The 19,391-nt window shown below is 71.7% G+C and carries 15 protein-coding genes; 11 read left to right on the top strand and 4 right to left on the bottom strand.

Annotation, left to right across the window (positions count from 1 at the left end; all coding sequences use genetic code 11):
- The first annotated feature begins 179 nt into the window (after positions 1-179).
- Both OG776_RS39890 and OG776_RS39885 read left to right on the top strand, forming a co-directional pair.
- A complete protein-coding gene (locus tag OG776_RS39890) occupies positions 180-998 on the top strand; it encodes an MBL fold metallo-hydrolase (protein ID WP_148011824.1) in 819 nt (272 codons plus the stop codon).
- Between the two features lie 416 nt (positions 999-1,414).
- Positions 1,415-3,520, top strand: coding sequence for an AfsR/SARP family transcriptional regulator (locus tag OG776_RS39885; protein WP_329323506.1), 2,106 nt, complete (start codon positions 1,415-1,417; stop codon positions 3,518-3,520).
- Between the two features lie 115 nt (positions 3,521-3,635).
- On the opposite strand, the gene OG776_RS39880 is transcribed toward OG776_RS39885, so the two are convergent.
- Together OG776_RS39880 and OG776_RS39875 are read right to left on the bottom strand one after the other, a co-directional pair.
- Positions 3,636-4,157: a sigma-70 family RNA polymerase sigma factor gene (locus tag OG776_RS39880; protein WP_261994793.1), complete on the bottom strand. Its 522-nt coding sequence runs from the start codon at positions 4,155-4,157 to the stop codon at positions 3,636-3,638.
- Positions 4,158-4,301: 144 nt separating this feature from the next.
- Positions 4,302-4,700: a 6-pyruvoyl trahydropterin synthase family protein gene (locus OG776_RS39875; RefSeq protein ID WP_329323505.1), complete on the bottom strand. Its 399-nt coding sequence runs from the start codon at positions 4,698-4,700 to the stop codon at positions 4,302-4,304.
- Positions 4,701-4,889: 189 nt separating this feature from the next.
- Here OG776_RS39875 and OG776_RS39870 point away from each other — a divergent pair, with 189 nt between their 5' ends.
- The 8 genes from OG776_RS39870 to OG776_RS39835 all read left to right on the top strand — a co-directional run bounded on the left by OG776_RS39870 (position 4,890) and on the right by OG776_RS39835 (position 13,476).
- Entirely contained in the window at positions 4,890-5,345 is a 456-nt protein-coding gene (locus OG776_RS39870; RefSeq protein WP_148011822.1) for a MarR family winged helix-turn-helix transcriptional regulator, read from the top strand.
- A gap of 372 nt (positions 5,346-5,717) precedes the next feature.
- On the top strand, positions 5,718-6,638 hold the full coding sequence (locus OG776_RS39865; protein ID WP_187285818.1) for an SGNH/GDSL hydrolase family protein: 921 nt from the start codon (positions 5,718-5,720) through the stop codon (positions 6,636-6,638).
- Positions 6,639-6,882: 244 nt separating this feature from the next.
- Positions 6,883-7,857 (top strand): zinc-dependent alcohol dehydrogenase, encoded by a 975-nt coding sequence (locus tag OG776_RS39860; RefSeq protein WP_329323502.1) that lies wholly within the window; start codon positions 6,883-6,885, stop codon positions 7,855-7,857.
- A gap of 340 nt (positions 7,858-8,197) precedes the next feature.
- A complete protein-coding gene (locus tag OG776_RS39855; protein WP_329323501.1) occupies positions 8,198-9,070 on the top strand; it encodes a Bax inhibitor-1/YccA family protein in 873 nt (290 codons plus the stop codon).
- 474 nt (positions 9,071-9,544) lie between these two features.
- Positions 9,545-9,712, top strand: coding sequence for a hypothetical protein (locus tag OG776_RS39850; RefSeq protein ID WP_187285817.1), 168 nt, complete (start codon positions 9,545-9,547; stop codon positions 9,710-9,712).
- Between the two features lie 1,308 nt (positions 9,713-11,020).
- Positions 11,021-11,866 (top strand): serine hydrolase, encoded by an 846-nt coding sequence (locus tag OG776_RS39845; protein WP_329323816.1) that lies wholly within the window; start codon positions 11,021-11,023, stop codon positions 11,864-11,866.
- 158 nt (positions 11,867-12,024) lie between these two features.
- Positions 12,025-12,573, top strand: coding sequence for a GNAT family N-acetyltransferase (locus tag OG776_RS39840; RefSeq protein ID WP_148011819.1), 549 nt, complete (start codon positions 12,025-12,027; stop codon positions 12,571-12,573).
- A 141-nt stretch (positions 12,574-12,714) separates the two neighbouring features.
- A complete protein-coding gene (locus tag OG776_RS39835) occupies positions 12,715-13,476 on the top strand; it encodes a hypothetical protein (RefSeq protein ID WP_329323499.1) in 762 nt (253 codons plus the stop codon).
- Positions 13,477-13,618: 142 nt separating this feature from the next.
- On the opposite strand, the gene OG776_RS39830 is transcribed toward OG776_RS39835, so the two are convergent.
- Positions 13,619-14,848 carry a CaiB/BaiF CoA transferase family protein gene (locus tag OG776_RS39830; RefSeq protein WP_148008458.1) on the bottom strand — a complete coding sequence of 410 codons (1,230 nt, stop codon included), beginning with the start codon at positions 14,846-14,848 and terminating at the stop codon, positions 13,619-13,621.
- Positions 14,849-14,853: 5 nt separating this feature from the next.
- Positions 14,854-16,080, bottom strand: a complete 1,227-nt coding sequence (locus OG776_RS39825; protein ID WP_329323498.1) for an acyl-CoA dehydrogenase family protein — start codon at positions 16,078-16,080, stop codon at positions 14,854-14,856.
- A gap of 544 nt (positions 16,081-16,624) precedes the next feature.
- Between OG776_RS39825 and OG776_RS39820 the strand changes: the two genes are divergently transcribed.
- Positions 16,625-19,255 carry a carboxypeptidase regulatory-like domain-containing protein gene (locus OG776_RS39820; protein ID WP_261994464.1) on the top strand — a complete coding sequence of 877 codons (2,631 nt, stop codon included), beginning with the start codon at positions 16,625-16,627 and terminating at the stop codon, positions 19,253-19,255.
- Positions 19,256-19,391 lie beyond the last annotated feature (136 nt).

Raw genomic sequence — 19,391 nt, 5'->3', positions numbered from 1 at the left:
CCACCGCAGCTCACAGCCCCGCGCACCTGCGATCACCTGCCGAGACTCATTGGCGGTACGGCGACCGGTCGTCTATTCCTGAAGGGGTCGGCGGGAAGGTCGCACGGAAGCCCACCCCTCTGGAGAATCATCATGAGCACACCTCGGCGGAAGTTCACCGAACGGTTCTGGGAGGTCGCATGACAGGCAGCGTTCCGAACGAGGGACTGTCCCGCCAGGATTGCGCCGTCACGGTGCTGGGCGGCCCCACCGCGGTGATCGACATGGGCGGACTGCGCCTCGTCAGCGACCCCACGTTCGACGGGCCCGGCCCGCACGGATATCTCACGAAGACGGCCGGACCGGCTGCCGAGGAGAGCGCACTGGGCCCCGTCGACGTGGTGCTGGTCAGCCACGACCAGCACCCGGACAACCTCGACGAGCGGGGCCGGGCGTTCGCCGAGGCCGCTCCCCTGGTCGTCAGCGGCGCCCTCTCCGCCGCGCGTCTCGGTGAACGGGCCGTCGGGCTGGCGCCGTGGAGCAGCCACTCCGTACCGCGTCCCGACGGTGAAGGCGACCTCACCATCCTCGCCGTCCCGGCGGTCCACGGCCCCGAGGACGGGCAGCGTGACGCCGACGGCAACGTCAACTGCGAGGTCACCGGCTTCGTGCTGACGGGCCAGGGGCTTCCCACGGTCTATCTCAGCGGTGACAACGCGTCCATCCGTACGGTGGCCGAGGTGTCCCGTCGCGTACCCGGCATCAGTGCGGCGGTGCTGCACGCCGGAGCGGCCCGCGTGGCGGCGAAGTTCGACGGGCGGCCGTTGTCCATGGACAGCCGGCGGACCGCGGCCGCGGCGGCCGTGCTGGGCACGGAGGTCGTCGTACCCGCGCACTACGACGGGTGGACCCACTTCTCCGAGGGGCTGGAGGACCTCGAGTCGGCCTTCCACGAAGCCGGTCTGTCGCGGGTCCTGCGCGTGGCACCGCACGGATCCTGGGTGTCTCTGCGTCCGTGAACGAGGACCGGTCCCGCCCCGCGCCCCGGAACCCGCGAACCGTGCGCACTCGCAGAGCGCGGTGGGAGACCGCAGGTCCCGGGCGCACCCCCTGACGACGTGTCGCGACCTTCCGCCTTGACAACCAAACTCACACCCTAATTTACTTGACTCGACAACTATGGCGTGGACGGTATCGGACGGCATGCGTCTGCCTTGGTGCGCGTCCGGCCGGCGGATCACCCGGCGCCGATCCGCCGGTGCGGGGCATGTCCTGATCGTCGACCAGCTTTTCGTGTGCGGTCGGGGCAGGGTGCCGACCGACCGTCGGCCCGTCGGCACGAACGGCCCCGCTCGGGCTCTCGTGGGCCGTGGGACGGACGCCCACGGCCCACCCGGATGACAGCACAGTGATACGTGAGGAACGAAGCGGCACCATGGACGGAACAGTGCGGTACTCCATCCTCGGCACCGTGCGCGCGACGCGGGGCGACACCGAGCTCGACCTGGGTCCTCCGAAGAGGCTGGCACTGCTCTCCCTGCTGTTGCTGCGCGCGCCGGGGCCCGTCTCGCTGGACGACGCCGTGGACGTCCTGTGGGACGCCGAGCCGCCGGCCAGCGCTGTCAACGTGGTGCACCGGCACATAGGCGCGCTGCGGCGCCTGCTCGAACCCGGACTGCGCAGCCGGACCAACGCGGAACACCTCTCCCGGGCCGCGGACGGATACCGCCTCCTCGTCGACACCTCGACCTCCGATCTCCTGCGGTTCCGCGACCTCCGCGCCCAGGCCCACCTCGCACTCAAGGACGGGGACCGCGCCCAGGCCGCCCAGGACTTCGTCGAGGCGCTTAGGCTGTGGCGAAGTCCTGTCGTCGCGGACGGCACCTCCGTCGCCCGGCATCCGGTCTTCACCTCGGTCGGACACGACTTCGTGGCGACCGTCAAGGAAGCCACCGACGCCGTACTCGCCTCCGCACCGGCGCTCACGGAGGAGGTACTGGCCGCCCTGCGCGGTGCCGTGGACCGCCACCCCTTCGACGAGGCCCTGCACTCCCGGATCATCGCGGCCCTCGCCGCCGGCGGACGGCGGGCGGAAGCCCTGCAGCAGTTCGACACGATCCGCCGCACCCTCGCCGACGAGCTCGGTGTCGAACCCGGACCCGGCCTGCGCGCGGCCCGCCAGGACCTCCTGCGCTGCCCCCTCGCCCCGGTCACCGACCGGCCGACGGTACGGACCGCCGCGGACAGGACCCCTCACCTGCCGCCGGACTGCTCGTCCTACACGGACCGGCACGAGACACTGCTCCGCTACCGGGAACTCCTGCCGCCGGGCGGCGACTCCCCCGCGGCGACCGTCGCCCTGTGCGGCATGGCCGGAGTCGGCAAGTCGACCCTGGCCGTGCACTGGGCGCACCGGGCCGCCGAGCACTTCCCCGACGGCCGGATCCATGTGGACCTCCAGGGCTACCACGCTTCCCGGACTCCCCTCGGCACGGCCGAGGCCATGAACGCGGTGCTCGACACCCTGGGTGTCCCGCGGAACGGGAGCACCGACCCCGCCGGTCTCGATGTCGCCTACCGCGGCGCGCTGGCCGGACGGCGGCTGCTGCTCGTCCTCGACGACGCGCGGGACAGCGAACAGGTACGCCCGCTGCTGCCCACCGCTCCCGGTTCCCTCGCGATCGTCACCAGCCGCCGACGGCTGGAGGGCCTGACCGTGACCCACAACGCGCGGATGATCACACTGAACCCGATGACCCGGCAGGAGAGCCTCCACCTCCTCGAACGCCGGCTGGGCCCGGACCGGGTCAGGGCGGAGCGGGGGTCCGCCGAGGAGATCGTCGAACGGTGCGGAGGACTGCCCCTGGCGCTGGCCGTGACGGGAGCGCGCGCGTCGTCCCGACCGCGGTTCCCCCTGGCCTCACTCGCGGCCGAACTGCGGGACAGTCTGTTGCCGGCCCTGTCGAGTCAGGACGTCCGCACGGACACCCAGAGCGTCTTCCACCGTTCCTACGTGTCCCTGAGCGCCGGCGCGGCAAGGCTGTTCAGGCTGCTCGGCCTTCACCCGTCACGCGACATCACCCCGAGGGCGGCGGCCAGCCTGGCCGGCGCGGACCTGCGGACGACGCTGGAGCACCTGGCCGAACTGGCCGACCATCACCTGCTCGGCCAGCTGGTCCCGGGCCGGTACATCTGTCACGACCTGCTGCGCGCCTACGCCGCCGAGCTCTGTTCGGTGCTGGACGCGGCGGGTGTCCAGGCCCAGGCGCGCGCCCGGATGTTCGAGCACTACCTCTACAGCGCGGAGGCCGCCACCGCGCTGCTGGCTCCGCACCGCAGTGAGGTCATCCTGCCGCCGCCGCGCCCGGGTGTCCGCCCGCACGAGTTCGACGGGAGCGCCGAGGCCGCCGAGTGGATCATCGCCGAGCGCTTCCTGCTGCCGGCGCTGGCCCAGGACGTACGTCACCATCCCCACGGTGAGACCCTGCGGCAGAAGCTGACCGCGACGCTGGAGATCTCCCTGCGGCCGGACACCGTGTGAGGCGTCGCGTCACGCCAGGGACCGGGCGGCCCGAAGCCGAGCAAGGGGTTCCGTGGCTCGGCCGTGCCACGGAACCCCCTGCCCGCGGAGTTCGTCCCCGGGTCGGACCACCGCGTCAGGCGACCGCTTCGGCCGGGAACGCCATCCGCAGTTTGCGCAGGGCGTTGTGCTGACGGGACTTCACCGTCCCCGCCGGTATCCCGAGGATGTCGGCGGTCTCCTTGATCGTGCGGTCACAGAGATAGATGTGGACGAGCACCGCCCGGTGCTCGGGGGACAGCCGGCGCAGCGTGGGCTTGGCCACCATGGCGTGGTGCACCGCGTCCGTGTGATCCGCCCCCGACGACGGATCGTTGTACGTGCCGCCCAGAACCTCCCTGCGCCGGTGGGGCTTTCGCACCCAGTCCACGACGAGGTGCCGGGTGACGGTGAAGAGCCAGCCCTTCACCGACCCTTCCATCCCGAGCAGCCGGTCCATGTTCCGCCATGCCCGGATGATGGTCTCCTGCACGATGTCCTCGGCGAGCCCGCGGTCGCCCAGCATCTTCTCGGCGTACGAGACGAGTCCTTCCCGGTACTCGCTCATGATGGTCCCGAGCAGGTCCGAACAGGTCATCCGCGGAGGGGGCGTAGCCATCGTCGTGAGCCGTCCTGGTTCTCTGTCATAGCGATCGGAGGCCGGGTGCTGCCTCCGTCCGCGCACTCTAGGCAGAGAGGGGTGTCCGAAAACTGCCGCTCTTGTGACGTCGGCGTGGTGCCGGTGACCGCCCGGGACCGGCGGTCACACCGCGCGCTCGTAACTCGCCCAGGCGATGTGCGACTCGTGCAGGGTCACCGCTATCTGGGCGATACCGCGCGCGTTCTCCCCGAGGGCACCGGCGTGGATCCGGTCGGCGAGACAATCGGCGATCAGCGCGGCCAGGAACTCCGTGGACGTGTTGGTCCCCTTGAACTCCTCGTGATCGTCGAGGTTACGGTAGTTGAGGTCGCCGATCACGGAACGCAGCTCCGTGGAGGCGAGGCCCATGTCGACGACGATGTTGTCGTCGTCCAGTGCGGTCCGGCGGAAGGTCGCGTCCACGACGAACGTCGCCCCGTGCAGACGCTGGGCCGGTCCGAAGACATCGCCTTGGAAGCTGTGCGCGATCATGATGTGGTCACGTACGGTGATGCTGAACAACAGACCTCTCCTCATACTCCGTGGTGCGGGCATTCTCGTGCGCGCGCGGCGACTTCGGTCAGGACCGGCGCAACCGTCGTCCGGGCGTCACAAGGGGAACGGATCGACGACGTCCACGGTTCACCCTGGCTCGGCGGACCGCGCCGCGATCCCGGGCCTGCCTCGGACTCCGCCCTCTAGACTGGGCCCATGGCAGACGTGACGACCCTTGAGCCCCTCACCCCCGACGAGGAGGCCTTCCTCCGGGCCCTCGGCCGGGTGATGTCGCTCCTGCCCCGGGTCGTCGACGCGGACATGCTCGAAGAACAGCCGATCTCCGCCACCGAGTACACGGTGTTGATGCACCTCTCCGAGGCGCCGCGGAACCAGATGCGCATGAGTGAACTCGCCAACACCTGCGGGCTGTCGCTGAGCGGCATGACCCGGGTGGTGAACCGTCTGGAGTCACAGTCACTGGTCGTCCGGCAGAAGGCACCGGACGACGGAAGGGCGTCGCTCGCCCTCCTCACCAGCTCCGGATGGACCCTGCTGAAGCAGGCCTGGCCCACCAACCTCGCGAGTGTGCGGCGTCATGTCTTCTCGCGTCTGGAGGGCTGCGACATCGCCGCGGCCGCGAAGGCGCTGGAGCGCATAGCGCCCAGCTGACACCCGGCGTCCCCCGGTCCCGGGCGCGGCAGAGATACGCGGAGATACGTCATCCTGCGCGCGCCACCGGACGCCGCACGGCCATCACCGCGAGGAAGCACGCCACTTCGTGTGCGCTCACGGCTGCCCAGGCCCGCTCGGTCCGTACCCACGTCGACGCTTACCAAGTCGTTATGAAAAAACGTGACACCCGATCAGGCCGTCCATACGTGTGAGAAGTGAGCGCCTCGATCGCACGCCGTGCCGGGCACATGTCCCGGTGGTCGAGCGGGCCCGTCGAGGCCGTACATCAACTCGGGCTCCGGCGCCGGCGTCGGCGCGGCAGAACCATTCTGCCGAGCTGTCTCCTCCGCACCGCCGGACAGCCCGACCATGAGAGGACGCGTTGTGCGAAGACTGTTTCCCGCTCCCGGCGCAACCCGCGTCGTGGCCGTGGCCGCCGCACTGATCACGGCAGGAGCTGTGGCGGTGGCCGCCCCGGCCGAGGCGACCACCGCCACCGATGGCAGGCACCGGGTGGACTACGTCGCCCTCGGCGACTCCTACGCCTCGGCGCCCCTGGTCCCGGACCAGGTCGACCCGACCTGTCTGCGGTCCAGCCACAACTACCCGTCCCTGGTGGCCGGGTGGACGGCCGCGACGCTCACGGACGTCAGCTGCTCCGGCGCCACCACCGCCGACATGACCGCCGCCCAGGGCACGGCACCGGCCCAGTTCGCCGCCCTCGGCCGGGACACCGACCTCGTCACCGTCACCATCGGCGGCAACGACATCGGGTTCTCGACCGTCCTCGGAACCTGCGCCCAGGTCACCGCCACCGACCCGGCCGGAGCCCCGTGCCGGACCCACTTCACCAGCACCGGTTCCGACACGGTCACGGATTCCATCGCCCGGACCGCGCCGAAGGTCGCACAGGTGCTGCGCGGCATCCACCACCGCGCCCCGCACGCCCGGGTCGTGGTCGTCGGATACCCCGACCTCTTCCCGGACGACGGCGTGGGCTGCACGAGCGCCAAGGTGCCCCTGGCGGCAGGGGACTTCTCCTATCTGCGGGACAAGGAGAAGGAGCTCAACGCGATGCTCGCCCGGCAGGCCCGTCGCAACGGGGCCCGGTACGTGGACACGTACGCGCCCACGGTCGGGCACGACCTCTGCCGACCCGCCGCGAACCGGTGGATCGAGACGTTCGCTCCCGACAGCCCCGCCGCCCCCGTGCACCCCAACGCCGCGGGCGAGAGCGCCATGGCCGGGGCGGTCGAGCGCGGCCTGTCCCGACCCACCTGGCATCGGTGAGAGTCCTGGGCATAGGGCGGTGACACCCGTCCACCGTCCCTGAGAGGCACGTCCTGAGGGCGTGCCGGGGGCCCGGCGCTCACGCCGGGCCCCGCTCCCGTCAGGCCAGCCCCAAGGCAGGCCGCCCGCGGTCCCGAAGAGGTCCGCGTCGGCCGCGGCCGACGACCGTACGGCGGACGACGCCCTCCCCAGGGCGGTCCGCGACCATGCCCGCACACCCACACCCTCGTTCAGGAGGACGACCATGGACCGTTCCGCACGTGCTTTCTGGCTCCACGCGCCGGGCCGCGGGGAAATGCGCGACGTAAGCCTGCCGGAGCCCGCCGAGGGCGAGGTCCTGGTGAAGGCGCTGTGGTCGGGGGTCAGCCGGGGCACCGAGACGCTGGTCTTCCGCGGCGGAGTGCCCCACAGCCAGTACGAGACCATGCGTGCCCCCTTCCAGGAGGGCGACTTCCCCGGCCCGGTGAAGTACGGCTACCTCAGCGTCGGGGTCGTGGAGGAGGGGCCCAAGCACCTCCTCGGCCGCACCGTCTTCTGCCTGTACCCGCACCAGACCCGCTACGTGGTGCCGGCGAGCGCGGTCACTCCGCTGCCCGCCGGAGTGCCGGCCGAGCGAGCGGTCCTCGCGGGCACCGTGGAGACCGCCGTCAACGCGCTGTGGGACGCCGCGCCGCTGATCGGCGACCGGATCGCCGTGATCGGCGGGGGCATGGTCGGCTGCTCGGTGGCCGCGCTGCTGGCCCGCTTCCCCGGCGTACGGCTGCAGCTGGTGGACGCCGATCCGGCGCGGGCCGAGGTCGCCGCGGCGCTCGGTGCCGAGTTCGCGTCCCCGGCCGAGGCACGGGGCGAGTGCGACCTCGTGGTGCACGCCAGCGCCACCGAGCAGGGCCTCGCTCGCGCACTGGAGCTGCTGCGGCCCGAGGGGACGGTCCTGGAACTGAGCTGGTACGGCGACCGGCGCGTGACGCTGCCGCTCGGCGAGGCCTTCCACTCCCGTCGGCTCTCCGTCCGCAGCAGCCAGGTCGGTACGGTCTCGCCCGCCCGGGCCTCCCGTACGTACGCGGAGCGGCTCGCCCTCGCGCTCGAACTGCTCGCCGATCCGGCTCTGGACGCCTTGATCACCGGCGAAAGCGCCTTCGAGGAGCTGCCGGAGATCATGCCGCGCCTCGCCTCGGGAGAGATCCCGGCCCTGTGTCACCGCATCCGGTACTCCGGCTGACCCGGGCGACCCATCGGCGCGGCCGTCCTGGCCTCGCGGGCCGCACCAACGGTCCGAGAGCGGCTTCCCGGATCCGACGTGAACCTCCCGGCCCCGAGGAGACGTTCTCACCGTGCGGGGCCTCTCGCCGCCACGGTCCGTGAGGCGGCAAGGCCAGGGACACTCGGTCGCCCCCGCACGCCGCTCCGGCGACAAGCTCCCGCCGCGTCACCCCTTGCGGCGGGACGCGGGCGGCCGGCTCCTGTGTGCGCACTCGGGCGGCCGACGGATCCCCGGGGTCTCGCGCCACGGATCGCCGGACATGTGTCGATCTTGAAGTTCCGCAGTCGAAAGGCCCGCGTTGAAGAGCAGTAACCCCGTCCTTCTGAGCCGCCGGGGGTTCAGACGTCAGGAGGGCCGCAAGACGACGGCCAGGGGCCCGGCACCCCTGATCGAAGCCGTCGTCGCACGCGACCCGATCGGTTCGCCCCGGGACGCCTCCCCGGCGCAGGGGGACGAGTCCGCGCATCTGCTCCTCCTCGTCGCCGATCTGATGACGATGAGGGGCGTCCTCGTCCGCACCGCCCTGGCGTTCGCCCTGACGGTGCTCACGGCTGTCGTGTCCTGGACGGCCCCGCCGGTGCCTCCCACCCGCACGGGCTGGTCCTACGATCTCGTCGGCGGGGCGGGCACCACCGCGGCCGTCCTGACCCTGATCCGGTGCCGGAGCGACCGTCCGTCGCCCGGCCTGGCTCTCGCTCACGCGGTGTGCGAGGGCTTGTTCCTCGGGGTCCTTTCCAACACGGCGTCGACACAGACCTCTCCCGGAGTGTTCGTCCAGCTCGTCCTCGGGACCATGGCGGGCTTCGCCGGTGTCCTGGCGGCGTACGCACTGCGATGGATACGTGTCGGCGAGCGGTGGTACGGCTTCCTCTGCGCGGCGACGACGGGGCTGGTCCTGCTGATGGTGGGCGACGTGCTGCTGTTCCCGGTCCTCGGCGCCGCGGGCCTGGGATTCCGCCAGGTCCCTCTCGGCGTTCTCTGCGGGGTCACCGGCATCGGGGCGGCGGTGCCCGTCCTCGCCCTGCACTTCCGGCAGGTCGAGGACGGCCTCACGCACGGTGCTCTGCGCCAGGATTCCTGGGCGGCGGCGTACGGGCTGACACTGTCGCTGACGTGGCTCTACGTGGAGGCACTGCGACCGGCCGCGCTGATCCCGGTGGAGGACGACTGACGTGGCCACCGGTGTTCCGTGACCCCGGCCGGTCGCCGCTCACGCTTCCGCCTCACTCGCCCCGACCATCGGTGGGAATCCCTCTTCGTCATGCGCGTTCTTTCGCGATCGGTCCATCGCCGGCGCAACCCGACCGCTCGGCCCCTGGCCGCCACCGGGAAATCCTGGGGCGCACGAGGTGCGACACGGTTCTTGGTGCGGGTCTCCCTCACCGCCGTCGTGTTCGCGTGCGTTCTCTGCGCCGTCACGGTGCATTCACCGACGGACGCGGCACACCGGGACCGAGGTCCCGCGGTCATCGTGAGAGGCGCGGTGTGCAAGTCGCTGTCCGACCCTCGTTACGACGTGTCGTGCGGCACGACCGCTTTCGGCGACGTGCGTTACCGCTGTGCGTCGGACCATCGCGGGCACTGCCCCCGGACCACGTCCGTGACCCTGCGCAATGTCGGCCGTACACCGGTGACGGTGACCTCGGTGAGCGGAAAGCATGAGGGCGACCGGCGTATCGCACCGGCTCCCGAGCTCGCCCCGGGCGGCACCGTGACCCTGCGTCCGCGCCAGGACGAGAGATACCTCTTCGACATTCTCGTGCGCTCGCTGAGGCGCGGGGTGGGTGCCGTCGAAGTCGTCGCGCTGCACTGACGTTGGACGGCACCCGTCGACGCGCCGCCCGTCGGCCGACGGCCCTTCGAGGGAATCCCCTTCCGGGAGGCCGGGGCGGTCCTTCTCTCCGGGCGTGCGCGAAGGACCCCGAGCGATGTCCCGAGGCGCGGGAAGTCGTGTGAACCCCGCCGTGGGCGCGTTCCGTGTTCTGGGTGAAGGGACTCACCGCCGGTGGCACCCGGGAGGCGACGGGCGTCGCCGCCGGGGATTCCGGCGGGTGGCGGCGCCGCCCGAACGGGCCGCGCCGAGGACTCCCGTTCTGCCCTGACCCGTGGGGGGCGAGGGTACGAGCGGGACAGGGGCCCGGCGCGGGTGAACAACTCGCGCCGGGCCCCGACTCGGGGATTCCGAAGGCCCCACCACGCGGAGCGCGTTGCGCGCAGTCCTTTCAACGGCCGTTCCGCGCAGCCCTTTCGGTGACCGGTTTCACACCGCGCCCCCGGACACGGCTTCCTGGTCTCCCCGTCGAGGAGAACGTCCCTCCGGCCGCGTTCACCGGTTGTTCCTCCGGTGAACGGGCGGGCATCGGTGCGGTGAACCTTCGACCGGGTCCGGCACGTACTGTCGGTGGAGGGCCCACCCGGACCCGGCCCGGCCGGCGGCTCGGCATGAACAGCAGACGCGGCACGCGGGGTGCCGACTCGCCGCCGCGGTCACGGTCGGCCCCGGCTGCCCCTTGAAGCACACCGGCCACCACGGGATGATCGTCACTTCTCCGGTGTGGTCGATCTCGCGGGGCCGTCCGCTCGAACCGGTGCCGCTTCCGGCGCGTACCGCAGAACTGAACGGATTTCCATGAGTGTCGCAGTCACCCGTCCGAGCCTCACCGGCTCGCGCGGGAGCGGACGCGCCAGGCCCCCCGCACCGCGGGGTGGGGCCTCATGGTGCGGACGGCCGCGAAATCCGCCATGCCCAGGAGCCTCGGGAACCCGGCCCGCGTCCCGCCGACGCCGTCAGCCGCACGTTCCGGCTTAGGCCCGGAGCTGGAGTCCGAGGCGCCACCGGATTCCGGTCCCGCTTCTGTTCACCGTTCTGCCACGCGGCAGACCACCGGAGAGGGTGTCCACCGGCGCGCGTGCCGCCCGGTCCGCCCTTCCGCGGTGCCGACGCGCCGCGAACCATTCGTCCACCACCGCAGGCGCCGCCCCAGGCGTGAGGAGAGACACAGGCATGGCGGGTTCCCACCGGAACAACCCCGAACGCGGACGCGACATACCCATGGGTCGCAGCCGAAAACGCGCCGCGGAACGCCGCCGCCGCGCGAGGAGAAGGCGTCGGTTGACCGTCGTGGTGGCCACCGGTGCCCTGCTCCTCGGGGCCGCCACCGCGTTCGCGGCCCATCGGCTGGGCGGCTCGGAGGAGAAGGCCGCGGCCGGGCCGCCCAAGCCGTCCCCCTCGGCTCCCGCCGGGGCCCTGGACCTCACTTCACGGCTCACCGAGGTCACCTCGCTCGCCGGTTCCGACCAGATGTCGGTCGCGGTGCTGGACACGGAGTCCGGGAAGTGGGCGACCTACGGCACGGATGTCTTCGACACGGCCAGCATCGTCAAGGTGGACATACTCTCCACCCTCCTGCTCCAGGCGCAGGACGCCGGACGGAAGTTGACCGCCAAGGAGCGTGACCTCTCGACCGACATGATCGAGAACAGCGACAACGACTCCACGAGCACCCTGTGGGCGGGCATCGGAGGGGCGCGGGGCCTGGACAAGGCCAACGAGCGTCTCGGCCTGAAGGAGACCCGAGGCGCCGAGGGCACCGCCTGGGGCCTGACCCAGACCACGGCGGTGGACCAGGTCCGTCTCCTGTCCAGCGTGTTCGGCAAGAAGTCGGCGCTCGCCGCGGAGTCCCAGGCCTACATCCAGGACCTCATGTACCACATCGCGCCGGACCAGGACTGGGGCGTGTCCGCGGCAGCGGACCCCGGCCGGCCCACCGCACTCAAGAACGGCTGGCTCCAGAGGAGCCAGACCAAGTTGTGGGACATCAACAGCGTCGGCCGGATCGAGAAGGGCGGCCGGATCCTCTACGCGGCCGTTTTGATGAACGGCTGCAGCACGGAGGAGGCCGGCATCGGACTCGTGGAGCAGGCCGCGCGCGCCGCGGCGACGGAGTTCGTCCGCACACTGACCTGACGCACGGTGCCCCGGTCCCCCCTCGGGCGATCGTGTGCACGGTTCCCGCGGATCGCCGATCTCCCTCAGACCTGGTCGGCGCGAGGCGCGCACGCGGTCGCGACGCGGCGTTCGATACCCGGATGCGGAAAGATCCGTGACTCCGTCAGGATGGCCGGATGCAGCAGCCTCTCGACGTACCCGTACTCGCCGCGGACGGTGGACTCACCCTTCGGCCGTGGCGCCTCGCGGACCTGCCGTTGGTCCATGAGGCGGCACAGGACGAGTACATCCCGTCGATCACGACCGTCCCCTCGCCCTATACCGAGCCGGCCGGGGTCGCGTTCGTCGAGCGGCAGTGGACCCGCGCGACCACGAGGGCCGGGTACCCGTTCGTCGTCGTGACCGCCGACGACCGCCCTGTCGGACAGGTGGGGTTGTGGCTGAGGGACCTGGAACAGGGCCGTGCCTCCTTGGGTTACTGGGTCGTGAAGTCGGCGCGCGGTCACGGCACGGCGCTGGCCGCCGTCGACGCGGTGGTGGGCTGGGCCCTGCGCGATCTGCGGATTCCCCGGCTCGAACTGTGGGTGGAGCCCTGGAACCTGGCCTCCGTACGCACCGCCGAACGAGCCGGTTTCCAGCGGGAGGGGCTCCTGCGGAAGTGGCAGCGGGTGGGCGACGAACGCCGGGACATGTTCATGTACGCGCTGGTGTCGGGCGATCGGTGACCCCGCTCTGCGACATCTCCGGCCGCCGCGGACATCTGTAGAGGTTTTGTGAACCTTCTCCCGCGGGCTCGCGTGTTCTGCATGAAGAGCACATAGGAAAGCGGCCGGCCCGTGGAAGGACCGCCCTGGCAGGGGAGACCTGTGGACACGTCAGAGGGAACCCGTCTGGAGGCGCTTCTCGCCGACTTCGCCGGCCGGTACGTGGCCGTGGCGCGCGCCAGGCTGCAGCTGCGCACGCTGTCGGTGACCGCGCAGTCCAGGGACGGAGTCGTGGAGGCGACGGTGGGCGCCGGGGGCGGGGCACCGAGGATCCGGTTCACCGGCAAGCGGTGCGGGGAGATGCCCGCCGCCGATCTCGCCCAGGACATCCTGGACGCGCTGGCGACCGCCCGGGCCGAGGCGGCCACCCGCGTCGACACGCTGACGAGGGACGCGCATGCCTGGTCTCCGGTGCGTACGGCGTCCGCGGCGGGGAGCGTTCCGGGCACGCGTGGCACGTCGACGCCTTCCGCTCCCCCGGACGCGGGCCACCGGCCGGGAACGGTCGGCCCACCGGCCGAGGAACGGCCGGTGACCTGCTGGGGCCGGATGGTGCGGGAGGCCCGGACGGTGGTGGCCGGTCATGGCTCCGGCCCGGACGGCGGGGCCGCGGGGAGCGCCGCCGGGTCCGGAGGACGGACGCCGACGAGGGCGCCGGCCCCGCCGAGGAGGACGGGCCCGCCCGCCCCGGGCCCGCTCTGGGGCAGGCAGCACGGACTCCTCCCCGGTCCCGGGTCCGCACCCCTCCCCGAGGACCTGCGCCTCGCCGTCATCGCGCTGGGAGACGCCGTCTGCGCTTCCGCGGGATGCTCCTGCCTGGCCACGGAGACCCGACCGGGCGGGCGAGGTCCTCAGCGCACGTGAGGCCCGGTGGCCTCCGCCGCGTTCCGGTCGTCGGCCGTACCCGGGGCGTCCCCCGTCCCGGAACCCGGCCGCCGCCGACGGGACGTTCAGTCCCACGGGGTGGACCGACGAACCACCGGCCGGGAAACGACGGCCCCCGGGCTCACGGCGACGGCGCCTCGGAGGTGCCGGGGATCGCTCCCTGCGTGCGCAGCCCGGCGATCTCGGAGGCGCCGAAGCCCAGTTGGGTGAGGATCTCGTCGGTGTGCTCGCCCAGATCCGGTGCGCGTCGCGCCGGGACCTTCGGTACGCCACGCAGGTTGACGGGGCTGCTGATGGTCTCCGTCAGACCCTCGACCCCTTCCAGGGGCACGACGATGTCGTTGGCCCGCAGCTGCGGGTCCTGGACGGTCTCCTCCGGCGTCTGGATGAGACTGTAGGTGATCCGTTCCCGGCCCAGGACGTCCTTCCAGTGCGCGAAGGGCCGCGAGCGGAACTCGGTGTCGAGCAGCTCGCTCAGCGCGGCCGCGTTCCGTACGAAACCCTCCAGGTCCGCGAACCGGGGGTCCTCCAGCAGCTCGGGGTGTCCCACGGCCCGCGTCAGCCCCGGCCAGTGCGGGGGTGAGGCGACCAGCATGAACCACTCGCCGTCCGCGGTCCGGTACGGGTTGATCAGCGGGTTGGCCGGTGCCTTCCGGTCGTGCAGTTCGAACGGCGTGCCGCCGGCGAGCGCTCCCGCCACGAGTGTCCCGGTGGCCCACACGCCCTCGGCGAGCAGCGAGGTGCCGACGCTGGTGCCCTGTCCCGTCCGCTCCCGCCGGTAGAGGGCCGTCACGATCGCCGCGTAGATGCCGATCGCCGACATGTAGTCGCCGCTTCCCCAGACCGGGACGGTCGGTGGGGCGCCCGCGTCGCGGGTGGAGGCGAGCAGGCCGCTGCGGGACCAGTAGGCGGTGAGGTCGAAGCCCGGCTGCCGGGCGTCGGGTCCCGCGTCGCCGAAGCCGGTGATGTCGGCGTAGACGACCCTCGGGTTCCAGCCGGAGACCTCCTCGTAGCCGAGGTGGAGCTTCTCGCGGGTGCCGTGCGGGAAGTTGGTGATCACCACGTCGGCCCATTCCACGAGCCGCTTGAGGACCTCGACGGCGGCCGGTGCCTTCAGGTCGAGCACCATGCCCCGCTTGTTCCGGTTGGTGAGGTGCCATCCATAGTTGGCCCGCGCGCGGGGACTGGGCGGCACGGAACTCAGCCGCCGCTGGGGATCGCCCATGCCCGGCGGTTCGATCTTGATGACGTCCGCTCCGAAGTCGGAGAGCACGGTGGCCGCCGCCGGTCCCGCGATGAACGAGGACGCGTCGAGGACCTTCAGGCCGGTGAAGACGGATTCGGTGGTCATCGCCGTCACCGCACGAACGCGCTGAGGCCACCGGTGACGGCACGTCCGACGATCAGGGTCTGGATCTCCCGCGTGCCCTCGTACGAGTACAGGGCCTCCGCGTCGGCGACGAACCGGCCGACCTTGTAGTCGAGGACGATTCCGTTGCCGGCCAGGAGCTCCCGGGCCCATCCCACGTTCTCGCGCATCCGGACCGTGCAGTAGGCCTTCGCCAGGGCCGACTGCTCGTCCCGGAAGATGCCCGCGTCCTGCAACTGCGCGAGGCGCGTCACCATCCCGCAGGAGGCCGTGGCGTTGCCGAGCATCTTCACCAGCAGGTCCTGCACGAGCTGGAAACCTCCGATCGGGCGCCCGAACTGCTCGCGCTCCTTCGCATACTTCAGGGCGATCTCGTAGGCGCCGAACATCACCCCCACCGCCTGCCAGGCCACACCGCTGCGCGTCTGGCGCAGGATGCCCGCGGTGTCCTTGAAGGAGTTCGCGTTCTGCAGCCGGTTTGCCTCCGGAACGCGGCAGCCCTCGAGGACGATGTCGGCGTTCTGCACGATGCGCAGGGCCATCTTGTTCTCGATCTTCGTCGCGGTGAATCCGGGGGTGTCCTTCTCCACGACGAAGCCCAGGACGTGCTGGGTGTCGACGTCACGGGCCCAGACGACCACCACGTCGGCGAACGTGGCGTTCCCGATCCACCGCTTGGCGCCGTCGAGGACCCATTCGTCACCGTCCCTGCGCGCGGTCGTCCGCAGACCGCCCGCGACATCGGACCCTCCATGCGGCTCCGTCAACGCGAAAGCGCCGATCCTCTCGAAGCGGCTCATGGCCGGCAGCCAGCGTCTGCGCTGTTCCTCGGAGCCGCAGGCCAGGATGGTGCCCATCGCCAGGCCCGTGTGCACGCCGGAGAACGTCGCCAGAGACGCGTCGGCGTGCGCGAACTCCAGCGCCAGGAAGCCCGAGAAGAGGTTCGTCGGCCTGGGTTGCGTGGAGTCCGGGTCGGCCCAGTCCACCAGACCGAGGCGCCCGATGCCCTCGATCAGCTGAAACGGGAACTCGGCCCGGGCCCAGTAGTCGTCGACGATCGGTGCGGCCTGGGTACGGAGGAACTCCCGGACGGCCCCGATCCTCTCGCGTTCACCGTCCGTCAGCAGTTCCTCGAAGGCGTAGAAGTCGGCGGGCAGCGGTCCTTCGTCCAGGTAGGGACCCGACGGTGTCGGCAGGTGCGGTGTGCCGCTCATGGCTGTCTCCCTCAAGCGCCGTGGGACATGGGTCGGAGGACCGGGCCCGTCAGTGCTCCGGGCGTCCGGCGTTCCGGTTCTCCGGCGCGATTCAACGTGGATCGCGGACCGATTCCCCGGACCCGCGCCGCGCGGGGGCGCCGTTCCCCGCCCAGACCACTCCAGTGGCCCGCCGGGGTCCGGTAGGGCAGCTGCCGGGAGAGTCACCGAGGACCACGAAGGGGCGACGGACAGGCGACGGAGGGCCCGCCGAGCGTCGCCGGGCCGCCGTCGGACCCCCGTCGAACCGCCGTCAGCGGGAAGCGCTTGCCGCGCTCAGCGGTGCTCGATGTCCGCTGAGCGGAGCCTGCTTGTAGGGGTTGCTGCCGAAATGGGTTTCTGTGAAACGCAGCTCTAACAGCCGACGCATTGACACACCCTCGCCCCGGACCGGTAATTGATCATCGACGGATGCGAATCCGCCTTCCCCGGACCCGAGTTGGGCCCTTTCACGGATGGGTGAACAGTGTCGACATCACCACCCTCGAGAAGTGCCGCCAGGCGCTTGCGCATACTCGGCCGAGGCGTCGTGGCCCTGGGTGCCGCCGCGGCCCTCGCACTGCTGGGCGGCCTCCCGTCCGCGCAGACGGCTCGGGCGTCCGACTCCCCGGCCGTCCACGCGGGCGCGCGGGCGGCCGTACGGACGGCCACCGTGCCGGACGGGACCGATCCCACCGGGCAGAAGCCCCCGACCCGGCTCGAACCCGTCTGCGGCAAGCCCGCGAAGAACCGGGCGACCTGCTTCGCGATGCGCGCCGACGACGAGACTCCACTCCTGCGGCTCAGCGCCACGGCCACCCCCGCGGGGCTGGGTCCCCAGGACATCCAGAGCGCCTACAGCCTGCCCGCGAACGGCGGCGCCGGTCAGACGATCGCGATCGTCGACGCGTACGACAACCCCCACGCCGAGGCCGATCTGGCCGTCTACCGCGCGCAGTACGGGCTTCCCGCCTGTACGACCGCGAACGGCTGCTTCACCAAGGTCGACCAGCGCGGGGGCACTTCCTATCCGCAGCCCAGTGAGTCGTGGGCCGGAGAGATCGCCCTCGACCTGGACATGGTCTCAGCGTCGGCCCCGGGTGCGCACATCCTCCTGGTCGAGACGGACAACGACGGTCTGGAGAACCTCGCCGCGGGCGTCGACCGCGCGGTCGCCCTCGGTGCCAAGTACGTGTCCAACTCCTATGGGAGGCCGGGCGACTTCGCCGCCGATCTGTCCACCTACGGTGCCTCCTACGACCACCCCGGCGTGGCCGTGGTCGCGGCGAGCGGCGACAACCGGTACGGGGTTTCGTTCCCCTCGACGCTGCCCTTCGTGACCGCCGTCGGCGGAACCGCGCTCACTCCCGCGCCGGACACCGCCCGCGGCTGGACCGAGACGGTCTGGGCCCGTGACCCCTACGGCCCCGGCTCCGGGTGCGCCCAGTACCAGGCCAAGCCCGACTACCAGAAGGACACCGGATGCACCGGCCGCAGCGTGTCGGACGTCTCCGCCGTCGCTGACAACGTTGCCGTCTACCACACGTACGGGTCCGGCGGCGTCGGGTGGCAGCGCTACGGAGGCACGAGTGCCGCCACCCCGCTGATCGCCTCGGTGTACGCGCTCGCGGGCGCCCCCCGCCCCGGCACCACCCCGGCCGCCTACCCGTACGCGACCGGCGGCGCCGGGCTGAACGACGTCACCACCGGCGCCAACGGCACCTGCGCGAGCGCCTATCTGTGCACCGCGGGCCCCGGCTACGACGGCCCGACGGGTCTCGGGACCCCCGCGGGACTGGCCGCGTTCCGCAGCGGGCCGCACGGCACGCTGTCGGGCACGGTCAGGGACGCGGCGTCCGGCAAGCCGGTCGCCCACGCGACCGTGGGCTCGGGACTGGACGTCGCGACGACCGACAGCCAGGGCGCCTACCAGCTGGATCTGCCCGCGGGCACCGTCAAGGACCTCACGGTCCGCGCCTTCGGCTACACGACGTCGGCCCCCGCCGCCGTCACCGTCTCCGACGGCCAGTCCCTGACCCGCGACTTCCACCTCGCCGCGATCCCGCGCGAGAAGGTCCGCGGCACCGTCAAGGACGGCTCCGGGCACGGGTGGCCGCTCTACGCGAAGGTCACGGTGGCCGGTTCTCCCGAAGCGCCGGTCTGGACCGACCCCGCCACCGGCGCCTACGAACTCTCGCTCCCCAAGGGGGCGGACTACGGCCTCGACGTCACGGCCGCGCTGCCCGGCTACGAACCCTCCGAACGGACCGTCACCGTCGGCAGGAGGCCGGTCGCCGAGAACTTCACCCTGGGCGCGGACCCCGACTCCGCCACGGCCGTCGGCTACACCCTCGAACGGGAGGGCACGACGGAGACGTTCGACTCCACCACCTCGGCCCCGCCGGGGTGGACGGTGACCAACGCGGCCGGGACCGACAACGGCTGGGAGTTCGACGACCCGATCCAGCGCGGCAACGCCACCGGCGGCAGCGGCTCCTTCGCCGTCGTCGAGAGCGACAACTGGCCGATCGGCCCGCACCAGGACAGCATGCTGATCAGTCCGGTCTACGACTTCTCGGGCAGCGATTCGGCCGAACTCGAGTTCAAGACGGCCTACTTGTACAACCCGAACAACCAGCGGATGAGCGTGGACGTCACCACCGACGGCGGCACCACCTGGCAGTCGGCCTGGGCCACCTCCACCACGAGCGGCGACGGCAGAGACCACCGGACCGTGCACGTCCCGCTGCGGGCGTACGCGGGTGAGAAGGCGGTCCAGCTGCGCTTCCACTTCGTGGCCGACTGGGGTTACTACTGGTCCGTCGACGACGTGTACGTCGGAACACGCGACCTGGTGCCGGTCTCCGGCGGCCTGGCCGTCGGCACCGTCCGTGACAGCCGCGGCGGCGCGGGTCTGGTCGGCGCCACCGTGGCCGACGTCCGGCACCCGGACGCCACGACGGTGACCGTCGCGACGCCGGACGACGCGGCCGTCGGCGACGGCTTCTACACCCTGTTCCTCGCGGGTCCGGGCCGGCACGTGCTGCGCGCGAGCACGTCCGGTCACGTCACCGCGGACCGGGCGACCGGAGTGCGACGGGACCACACGGTCCGCGCCGATCTCCGGCTGAAGCCCACCTCGGTGAAGTCAGGCTGATCCCCGGCCTTCCTGGGTGTCCCCGGCACAGGCCCGCAGCGGCCGCGGCCGGGGACACCCGTCCGCCGGATCCGGCCATCGCCTCCGCGCCTCCCGCTTCGTCGCCGGACCGCCGATCGGCGCACGTGTCGGCCTT

Origin of the sequence: Streptomyces sp. NBC_01689 (assembly GCF_036250675.1) — a bacterium.
GTDB lineage: Bacteria > Actinomycetota > Actinomycetes > Streptomycetales > Streptomycetaceae > Streptomyces.
The sequence above is the reverse complement of the archived record's forward strand: the minus strand, read 5'-3'. Positions and strand labels throughout refer to the sequence as shown.

What these genes read in the sequence shown, in the direction of transcription:
- OG776_RS39890 (WP_148011824.1), top strand. Translation starts at nt 180, where the DNA reads ATGACAGGCAGCGTTCCGAACGAGGGACTGTCCCGCCAGGATTGCGCC.
- OG776_RS39885 (WP_329323506.1), top strand. Translation starts at nt 1,415, where the DNA reads ATGGACGGAACAGTGCGGTACTCCATCCTCGGCACCGTGCGCGCGACG.
- OG776_RS39880 (WP_261994793.1), bottom strand. Translation starts at nt 4,157, where the DNA reads ATGGCTACGCCCCCTCCGCGGATGACCTGTTCGGACCTGCTCGGGACC.
- OG776_RS39870 (WP_148011822.1), top strand. Translation starts at nt 4,890, where the DNA reads ATGGCAGACGTGACGACCCTTGAGCCCCTCACCCCCGACGAGGAGGCC.
- OG776_RS39865 (WP_187285818.1), top strand. Translation starts at nt 5,718, where the DNA reads ATGAGAGGACGCGTTGTGCGAAGACTGTTTCCCGCTCCCGGCGCAACC.
- OG776_RS39860 (WP_329323502.1), top strand. Translation starts at nt 6,883, where the DNA reads ATGGACCGTTCCGCACGTGCTTTCTGGCTCCACGCGCCGGGCCGCGGG.
- OG776_RS39840 (WP_148011819.1), top strand. Translation starts at nt 12,025, where the DNA reads ATGCAGCAGCCTCTCGACGTACCCGTACTCGCCGCGGACGGTGGACTC.
- OG776_RS39830 (WP_148008458.1), bottom strand. Translation starts at nt 14,848, where the DNA reads ATGACCACCGAATCCGTCTTCACCGGCCTGAAGGTCCTCGACGCGTCC.
- OG776_RS39825 (WP_329323498.1), bottom strand. Translation starts at nt 16,080, where the DNA reads ATGAGCGGCACACCGCACCTGCCGACACCGTCGGGTCCCTACCTGGAC.